We start from the raw sequence: 8,731 nt of genomic DNA, 5'->3' as shown, positions 1-8,731 counted from the left end.
TGGCGGAGGCGGGGGCGGTGAGGTCTGCCGGAGCAGCCAGGCCACCCCGGCCCGCCGGGACACCACGGTCAACCGGTCCCCCGCGTTGATCACCATGCGCGGGTCCGGCGCCCAGTCGAGGCGTTTCTGGCCCACCGGGGTGTGCCCGATGAGGCGTACCCCGTCGGACTCCGCAACGGCGGCGAGCGGCCGTCCGTCCAGCGCCGAGCCGGCGGCGACCGGTACCTCGGCGACCACCAGCACGTGCCGGCCGACCGGGATGGTGGCGATCACCGCCCGGTTGAGCAGGGCGCCGGTGAACGCCGGTGCCGCCAGGTAGGAGACGCTGCGTGAGGCGCTGATCCCGAACGCCCGCTCGATCCGCCCGGCGAAGTCGTCGTCGAAGAGGCGCAGCACCACCCGCAGGTCGGGGTTGATGGCCCGGCCGTTGAGCGCGGCCTGGAGGTTCGCCACGTCGTCGGTGGAGACCACCACCAGGGCCTGGCAGGCGCCGACCGAGGCGGACCGGAGTGTCTCCTCCTGCGCCGCGTCACCGACGATGAGCGGGATGTTGAGCCGGCGGGCCAGGGACGCGCCCCGCGCCGCCGGGTCCTTGTCGATCGCCACGACCTCGATGCCGAAGTCGTTGAGCTGGGCCATCACCCGGGTGCCGACGTTGCCGAGGCCGACCACCACCACGTGCCCGGAGCGGTCCGGTTGGCTCCGTCCGGTGTGCAGGGCCAGCCGGGCGTTGACGATGGCGTCCACCACCACGGCGGTGATCAGCGGGATCAGGGCCAGCCCGGCGAGGTTGAGCACCACCTGCATGATCTGCGCGGCGGTCGGTTTGTTGGTGTCCGGGTCGGCGCCGCTGAGCGTGGTGACCAGGGTGAGATAGAGCGCCTGGGTCGGGCTGACGTGCTCGGCCCGGGAGATCAGGTAGCCGAGCAGCGCGATGACCGCCAGCACGAAGATCATCGCCATGCCGATCTTGCGGGTGGCGAAGCCGCGTACCGCCCGGAACAGCACCGCCAGCGGACGGCGCCGGCGCCGGGCGACCCGGGCCAACCGCCGGGCCGCGACCTCCGCCCCGGCCGGCTGCCCGGTCGCCTCGGCGAGCACCACGTCGGCGTCCGCCGGGTCGTCGGGCAGCACCCGGACCCGCTGCGGATCGCGGGTGTCGGCCACCCCGCACACCACGTCCTCCGGGCGTACGTCGGCCCGCTCGGCGACGTAGAGGGTCCGCCCGGCGTGCCGGAAGTGCGTCGGGGCGACCTCGCCGAGTGCCGCCGCCACGAAGGCCGGGGCGGCCATCACCGCGTCGGAGAGCACCGCCGAGTCGGGGAAGAGCTGCCGTACGCCGCTGGCCAGGCTGGTGTTGAACATCCGCAGAACGAGTCGTACGCCCGGCTCGACCTCCTGGGCGCAGAGCGCGGCGTGGATGTTGCCGACGTCGTCCTGGTGCAGCAGTGCCAGCCCGTCGGCTCCGGCCAGCCCGGCGGCCCGGAACGTCTGCTCGTCCAGCCGGTCGGCCGGCAGGATGCGCACGCCACGTACCGCACGGATGTCCGGGCCGTCCGCCCGACGCCGGGGCGGCACGATCACCGTCACCCGGACGGCACCGGCCCGCAGTTCGGTGGCGAGCAGCCCGTTGACCACGTGGTACGCGAGGGCGTCCTGCCCGCAGACCACGTAATGCGGCCGGGGGTCACCGTTGGGGCGGAGCCGTCCGCCGGTCTCCACCGCCCGCCGTCCGCCGGTCTCCACCGCCCGTCGTACCCGATCAAGCCAGGGCTCCGCCATGCCGGGATGGTAGCCAGAGACGATCTTCACGCGCAGCCCCCCGCAGGTCCGGCCGGGCATGTCGGGACCGATCGCGGGTAGGGCAGGCGGATGCAGACGTTCCTGCCGTACCCGGACTTCCTGGCCAGCGCCCGGAGCCTCGACCAGCGTCGGCTGGGCAAGCAGCGGGTGGAGGCCATCCAGGTGCTCCGGGGGCTGACCCGTCCCGGGTACGGCTGGCGGAACCACCCGGCGGTGAAGATGTGGGCCGGGTACGAGGAGGCGCTGGTCCGGTACGGGCTGGACGTCTGCGCGGTGTGGTGTGCCGGGGGCCGGGCGGACACCTGCGCGACGACCCTGGTCACCGACCTCGCGGCGGCCTGTGGCATCGATCGGGTCCGGTCGCAGGCGGAGCTGGCCGCAGCCGGTGAACTGCCACCCTGGCTCGGCCGCGACGACCTGCACGCCAGTCACCGGTCGTCGCTGCTGCGCAAGGACCCCGGGCACTACCGGCCGATCTTCGGGGACGTCCCGCCCGACCTGGAGTACGTCTGGCCGCCGTCCGACCGGGAACGTCGCTGCTCCGGCTGAGGTGTTGGGAAGGGCCCCTTCCCATCGTTTTCGGTTGTGGAAGGGCCCCTTCCCCACACCTGAGGCAGACTGGTGCAGATGGAACTGTCGCGCACCGTGGGGCGCCTGATCGGGGTACGTCAGCACGAGGTGGACCCCGGCGGAGGTGGCCCGTCCCGGGTACCCCGACCGGTCGACGTAGTGGTGGTGGGCGGCGGTATCGCCGGGATGTCGGCGGCGGTGGTCCTCGCCGAGCGGGGCGTACGCGTCACCGTGCTGGAGGCCGCGCCGACCCTCGGCGGCCGGCTCGGCGCCTGGCCGGACACCCTGGCCGACGGCACCGGGCAGATCGTCGAGCACGGCTTCCACGCGTTCTTCCGGCAGTACTACAACTGGCGGTCGATCCTGCGCCGGATCGATCCGGCCCTGGGTTTCCTGAAGCCGATCCCCGGTTACCCGATCGAGAGTGCACAGTGGCCGGTCGAGGAGTTCGGCCGGCTGCCGAAGGCCCCGCCGATGAACCTGCTCGCGCTGCTGGTCCGGAGCCCCAGCCTGCGGCTGCGGGACCTGCGCAGCATGGACCGGGACGCCGCGCTGCCGCTGCTCACCTACGACCGGGAGCGCACCTACGCCGAGCTGGACGGTACGACCGCCGAGGAACTGCTCGACTCGCTGCGTCTGCCCGACCGGGCCCGCGCGATGCTCTTCGAGGTCTTCTCGCACTCGTTCTTCAACCACGAGCGGGAGATGTCGGCGGCGGAGATGGTGGCGCAGTTCCACTTCTATCTGCTCGGCAATCCGGAGGGGCTGGCCTTCGACGCCCCGGACGAGGACTACGCCACGTCGATCTGGGGCCCGCTGACCCGGTACGTGCAGGATCGGGGCGGGACGGTCCTGACCGGCTCCCCGGCCACCACCCTGACCCGTGACGGCGGCAACGACAGCGGCGGCGGTGACGAAAGCGGCGGTGACGGCGGCGGCTGGCTGGTGACGACCGCCGACGGGACGGTGCACCGGGGTGGGCACGTGGTGCTCGCCGTCGACCCGCCCGCGCTCGCCGCGCTGGTCGAGGCCAGTCCGCAGCTCGCCGGGCTGGCCCCGGAACTGGTCGGCCGGATGCCCACCTTCGGCACCCCCGGACCGCCGTACGCGGTGGCCCGGTACTGGCTGGGTGGGGACGTGGCCGCCGGTCGGGCCGTGTTCAGCGGGGTGTCGCGGCAGGCCACCCTGGACTCGGTCACCCTCTACCACCGGCTGGAGAACGAGTCGCGCCGCTGGGCGGCGGCCACCGGCGGCTCGGTGGTCGAACTGCACGCGTACGCCTGCGAGCCGGGGGTGCCCGCCGGGGAGCTGGCCGAACGGATGCGGGCCGAGCTGGTCACGCTCTGGCCGGAGGTGGCCGACCTCCCGGTGGTGGAGCTGCGCGCCCGGGTGGAGGCGCAGGCGCCGGCCTTCGCACCCCGGTCCCATCCGGTACGCCCCGGCGTCCGCACCGACGCACCCGGGCTCTACCTGGCCGGCGACGGCATCGACACGGAGTTCCCCAGCGCGCTGATGGAACGCTCGGCGGCGACCGGCATCCTGGCCGCCAACCACATCCTGCGCGCCGAGGGCGCCGCCGCCGAGCCGGTACGGTCGATCCGTCCCCGGGGTCTGCTCGCAGCACGCCGCCGGAGCTGAACGGCGGGTCACCGGACGCGAACCGCGACCGCTCTGCCTGAACAGCGGCTGAACCCTTCGATAATGCGGTGGCGACCGCACCAGCGTCGATCTACCGTGAACGCCACAAGGTCAACCACCTGAGGAAACGGGGGCCCGGATGCCCGGCCACACCAGCAACGACGGACTGCTGCGGCACCTGCCGCGCCGGGCTGTCGTGCGCGGGTACGCCGTGTCCACCGGGGCGGGATCGACGTGCGCCGCGCAGTCGTGGCGACGCCGGTCCACCGAGGGTGTCGACCGGGAAGAGCAGGACAGGTTGGGCAGGTGGCGCGCCTAGCGCCGATCGCAGCACCGCGAGAAAGCCGCCCACCCGCACGGGACCGGGCGGCTTTCTGCCGTCTGCCGGCAAGCGCCGGCCGGCTTCGCCGCCCACCACCGTGCGGACCGACACGGAAGGAGGCCCCGGTGGAGGCCGTACTCGTCATCAACGCCGACCTCGGCCCGCTGCACCGGGTCACCGTCCAGCACGCGATCCGGATGCTCTGCCGTCGGGTCGCCGAGGTCCACGAGGCGGAGCCGGACCGGCTGATCGGGATCTTCCCGGTGCCGAGGGTGGTCCGCCTGGTCCGGTACGTGGTGACCCGCTGGCGGTTCAGCTCCGGACCGGCCTGGTCCCGGGCGGGCGTACTGCTCCGCGACGGCCGGCGCTGCGTCTACTGCGCGGCCCCGGCCAGCACCATCGACCACGTCCTGCCCCGCTCCCGGGGTGGGCTGAACACCTGGAAGAACACGGCAGCAGCCTGTTACGAGTGCAACCAGCGCAAGGGCGACCGCACGCCGGCCGAGGCCGGCATGCCGCTGCGGTCCGAGCCGGCGGTGCCGACCTGGACCGCGCTCGCCCGGCGCTGACCGACCGGCCGGCGGGAACGGGGGGCCCGCCGGCCACCAGCCCCGGTGGCGCAGTGGAGAGCGCACCTGATTACGGATCAGGGGGTCGCAGGTTCGAATCCTGCCCGGGGCACCGACGGGTTCCGCCACGTCACCTCGATCATTGCGTCCGGCAAATCTCGACCGCAGGGGTTGGCCGAAGGTCCGGTCATCTGAAATGCTCCACTGCGGCTACGCGTCCTCAGTGGAGGGATGTGCAGGTGGTGGAGGAGCCTACGCAGGGCTTTTCTTTCGGTGAGCCGGCAATTGTCCGCCGCAGTCGGGTGACAGCCAGAAGACCGACATCGGCAAGTCGCTCGAAATGGGCGTTGGACGGATCCCCGCAACACGGAAACCGGCTGCTCGGGCGGTCGTTCTCCGTACCGGTCAATCTCGACGTACCCACGGTGCCGTGGTGTCGGCAGCACCTCCTGTCCCGTACCCCGCTGGTGGCCCGGGTGTCGGCACGGGCCGGCACAGCTTGAGACAGCACCAGGAATCCGCCCCGCACCAGCGACCCGAGGGAGAGCCGACCGTGTACTCCGCCGAGATCAACCGCGCCCAACCTGCCCTGCTCCTGCTGCTCATCGACCAGTCGAGTTCGATGGCGGGATCCTGGAGCAGCAGCGGTACGACGAAGGCCCAGCAACTCGCGCTGGCGGTCAACCGGCTGCTCGGCAATTCCGTACTGCTGTGCAGTAAGGGCGACGACCGGATCTACGACTACTTCGAGGTAGGTATCCTCGGCTACGGCCAGGGCGTGAAACCCATTCTGCACGGGGCCAGCGCGGCCCGGCAGATAATCCCGATCAGCGAGCTGGCGGTCAATCCCCGCCGCGTCGATCAGGTGCTGCGGAAGGTGAGCGACGGAGCGGGCGGACTCATCGAGGTGACCACGCCCATCCCGGTCTGGGTGGATCCGTTGGCGGACGGATGGACCCCGATGGTCGAGGCGGTGGAGGCTGCGGAAGCCGTCGTTTCGACCTGGTGCAGCCGGCACGAGCGCAGCTTCCCCCCGATCGTCATCAACATCACCGACGGCGAGAGCACCGACGGCGACCCGAGGGCTGCCGCCACCCGGCTGCGCGCCCTGGGTACCGGCGACGGGCAGGCCCTGCTGTTCAACCTGCATCTGACCAGTGGCGCCCGCAGCCAGGTGCTGTTCCCGGGTACGGCGGACGGGCTACCGGACCGCAACGCCGGGAGGCTCTTCGACATGTCGAGCCCGCTGCCGCCCTCGATGCTCGAAGCTGCCACCCATCTCGGTTACGAGGTGGAGCCGGGTTCCCGCGGTTTCCTCTACAACGCGGACGCCGTGGCGATGGTGGAGTTCCTGGACATCGGTACCCGGGCCGTCACGCCCACCGGGCTGCGCGAGCTCACCGCCGGGCCGGGGACGATGCGGTGATCCGATCGGGTGCCGTGGTCTCCCGCCCCATGTCGGCGGTGACCTACAGCGTGCCGAAACTGGGTCGGAGCCCCTACGAGAACGAGGACAGCGCCGGCATGGCCCCGGCGACCGGTCGATTCGCCGTGGCGGACGGCGCGTCGACCTCGGCCCGGCCCGAGGTGTGGAGCCGACTGCTCGTCACGTCCTTCGTGGAGGAGGGCCTCGACCCGCTGGCACCGGAGGTGCTGGTGGCGTTGCGCCGGAAATGGTCGGCCCTGGTCGATTCCCCGAGCCTGCCGTGGTACGCGCAGGCCAAGCTGCAACGGGGAGCGGACTCCACCTTTCTCGGCCTACAGGTGGACAGCGCGTCCCGCACGTTCCGCGCCCACGGGGTGGGTGACTCGTGCCTGTTCCATCTCCGGGGGGCGGAGGTGCTGCTGGTCGGTCCGGTCACCAGTCCGGACGACTTCAGCCGGTTCCCGGAGCTGGTCAGCAGCCTGGCCGGCGCCGAGGCTCCGCCGGTGACCACCCTGAGCGGCGGCTACCAGGCCGGCGACGTGTTCCTGCTCGCCACCGATGCGATCGCCCGGTACCTGCTGGTCACGTACGAGCGTCACGGTCGCACGGCGGCCTGGCACCGTACGCCGGACGGCTATGCGCAGTTCGTCCGTAGAGTCGCCAGCTACCGGCGGCGCGGGCAACTGGCCAACGACGACACCACCCTCTGCGTGGTACGGACGTGAAGCTTCCCCAGCCCATCGACTACCAGATGGCCATCCAGACCCCGGCTGTCGCCTTCCTCGACCCTGCGCTGCGGCAGTGCGAACCACGCCGCAATCCGCTCGGTCTCCCGTCGCCCGCTTCCGGCGGTTTCGCGCTGACGTTCGACGTCCGGGTGCGCGACCAGCGGTACGCGATCCGCTGCTTCCACAAGTCGGGCAACCGCCGTCAGGAACGGTACTCCCGGGTGGCGGAGTTCATCCGTGGCGCGCGCCTGGACTTCCTGGTCGACGTGGACTACCAGGAACACGGGATCCGGGTCGGCGAGAAGCTCTTCCCCATCGTCCGGATGCAGTGGGTCGACGGGGCCCGGCTGGACGACTGGATCGACGACCACCTGTACCAGCCGGCTGCGCTGAACCAGGTCCGGCGCAACATCGGTGCCGCGGTGGAGGCGCTCCGCCGGCACGGGGTCGCCCATGGTGACCTCCAGCACGGCAACATCCTGGTCTGTGCCGACCGAAGTATCCGACTGGTCGACTACGACGGGATGTACCTGCCCGTCCTGCGCCAGTACGGCGGCGTCGAGCAGGGCAACCGCAACTACCAGCATCCGGAACGGGTCGACGAGTACGACGAGTCCCTCGACCTGTTCGCCGCCGCCGTACTCGATCTGACGCTGGCCGCCCTGGTCGAGCAACCCGGACTGTGGCAGGAGTTCAACCAGAGCAGCGGAGAACGGCTGCTCTTCTCCGCCACGGACTTCGCCGACCCGGGTGCCTCCCCGCTCTTCACCCGGCTGGCGGGGATCCCGGCCCTGGCCGAGCCGACCCGGCGGCTGCGGCACGCCTGCCAGGTGAACCTGGCGACGGTCCCGGCCGCGCTGGCCGGTACGGCAGGGGCGGCGACCGCCACCGGGCCACGCCCGGCCACCACGGCGCCGGGCGCGCCGCCGGTGATCCAGGCCACCGACCGCGCCGCACTGCTCGCCCGGCAGGGCGACGAGGTGACCGTCGTCGGCCGGGTCCTCAACGTCAGTGAGAAGCCCAACCGTCGGGGCGGCACGATCACGTTCATCAACTTCGGCCGGTATCGGACCGGGTCGTTCACCATCATCGCCTGGGACCGCGCGGGACGCGACCTCACCAGCACCTTCGGTGACCCGGCAACGAAGCTCAGCAACCAGTGGGTGGCGGTGACCGGTCTGCTCACGGTCTTCCAACGCAGCGGATCCTCCCCGTTGACACCACAGGTGGAACTCCGCAGTGCCCGTACCCTTCGGGTACTGACCAGCGCCGAGGCCGCCCTCCTGGTCGCCACGTCCCGACTGGGGGGTGCGGCAGGACCGGCGCCGTCCACCCCGGGCCCGGCCGCCACCACACCACCGGCGACGGTGCCGCCGCGCACCCCGTCCGCCCCGCCTCCCGCAGGCCCGACGGGCTCCGGACGTACCGATCCGCTCGACGACCGGCTGGGTCGGCTCTACTCGTCACCGGGGTTCCGGGCCCGACTGAACAACCCGGGCGCGGGACCGACCGGACCGACCAACCCCGGCACCGGACCGACCGCACCGACCAACCCGGGCACGGGGCCGACGAACCCGGGCACGGGGCCGGGACCGGCGCGACAGCGTGCAGCCAGGGCCGGCCACCAGACCGGCCGCACCGGACCACCCCGGCCACCGGTCCCACCACCCAGCCC

Annotated in this window: 8 protein-coding genes and 1 tRNA gene; 8 read left to right on the top strand and 1 reads right to left on the bottom strand. The window is 72.1% G+C overall.

Annotated features, from left to right (window positions below):
- A partial coding sequence (locus tag GSF22_RS26565) for a potassium channel protein (protein WP_208816467.1) occupies positions 1-1,782 on the bottom strand: 1,782 nt, incomplete at its 3' end.
- 90 nt (positions 1,783-1,872) lie between these two features.
- On the opposite strand from GSF22_RS26565, the gene GSF22_RS26560 reads away from it, so the two are divergent.
- From GSF22_RS26560 to GSF22_RS26525, 8 genes are all read left to right on the top strand, one after another.
- A complete protein-coding gene (locus GSF22_RS26560; RefSeq protein ID WP_208816466.1) occupies positions 1,873-2,352 on the top strand; it encodes an MSMEG_6728 family protein in 480 nt (159 codons plus the stop codon).
- Positions 2,353-2,430: 78 nt separating this feature from the next.
- Entirely contained in the window at positions 2,431-4,011 is a 1,581-nt protein-coding gene (locus GSF22_RS26555) for an FAD-dependent oxidoreductase (RefSeq protein ID WP_208816465.1), read from the top strand.
- A 139-nt stretch (positions 4,012-4,150) separates the two neighbouring features.
- Positions 4,151-4,330, top strand: coding sequence for a hypothetical protein (locus tag GSF22_RS26550; RefSeq protein WP_208816464.1), 180 nt, complete (start codon positions 4,151-4,153; stop codon positions 4,328-4,330).
- 128 nt (positions 4,331-4,458) lie between these two features.
- Entirely contained in the window at positions 4,459-4,902 is a 444-nt protein-coding gene (locus GSF22_RS26545) for an HNH endonuclease (protein WP_208816463.1), read from the top strand.
- A gap of 39 nt (positions 4,903-4,941) precedes the next feature.
- Positions 4,942-5,014 (top strand) — tRNA-Arg (locus tag GSF22_RS26540).
- A 441-nt stretch (positions 5,015-5,455) separates the two neighbouring features.
- Positions 5,456-6,328: a hypothetical protein gene (locus tag GSF22_RS26535; protein WP_208816462.1), complete on the top strand. Its 873-nt coding sequence runs from the start codon at positions 5,456-5,458 to the stop codon at positions 6,326-6,328.
- Positions 6,325-7,053 (top strand): hypothetical protein, encoded by a 729-nt coding sequence (locus GSF22_RS26530; protein WP_208816461.1) that lies wholly within the window; start codon positions 6,325-6,327, stop codon positions 7,051-7,053. The genes GSF22_RS26535 and GSF22_RS26530 overlap by 4 nt, the downstream gene beginning before the upstream one ends.
- The coding region (locus tag GSF22_RS26525) for a protein kinase domain-containing protein (protein ID WP_439957809.1) at positions 7,050-8,731 on the top strand (1,682 nt) is incomplete at its 3' end. The genes GSF22_RS26530 and GSF22_RS26525, both read left to right, overlap by 4 nt.

The sequence above is a fragment of the Micromonospora echinofusca genome (genome assembly GCF_017614955.1).
Lineage (GTDB): Bacteria > Actinomycetota > Actinomycetes > Mycobacteriales > Micromonosporaceae > Micromonospora > Micromonospora echinofusca_A.
This window is presented reverse-complemented; position numbering and strand designations above follow the sequence as displayed.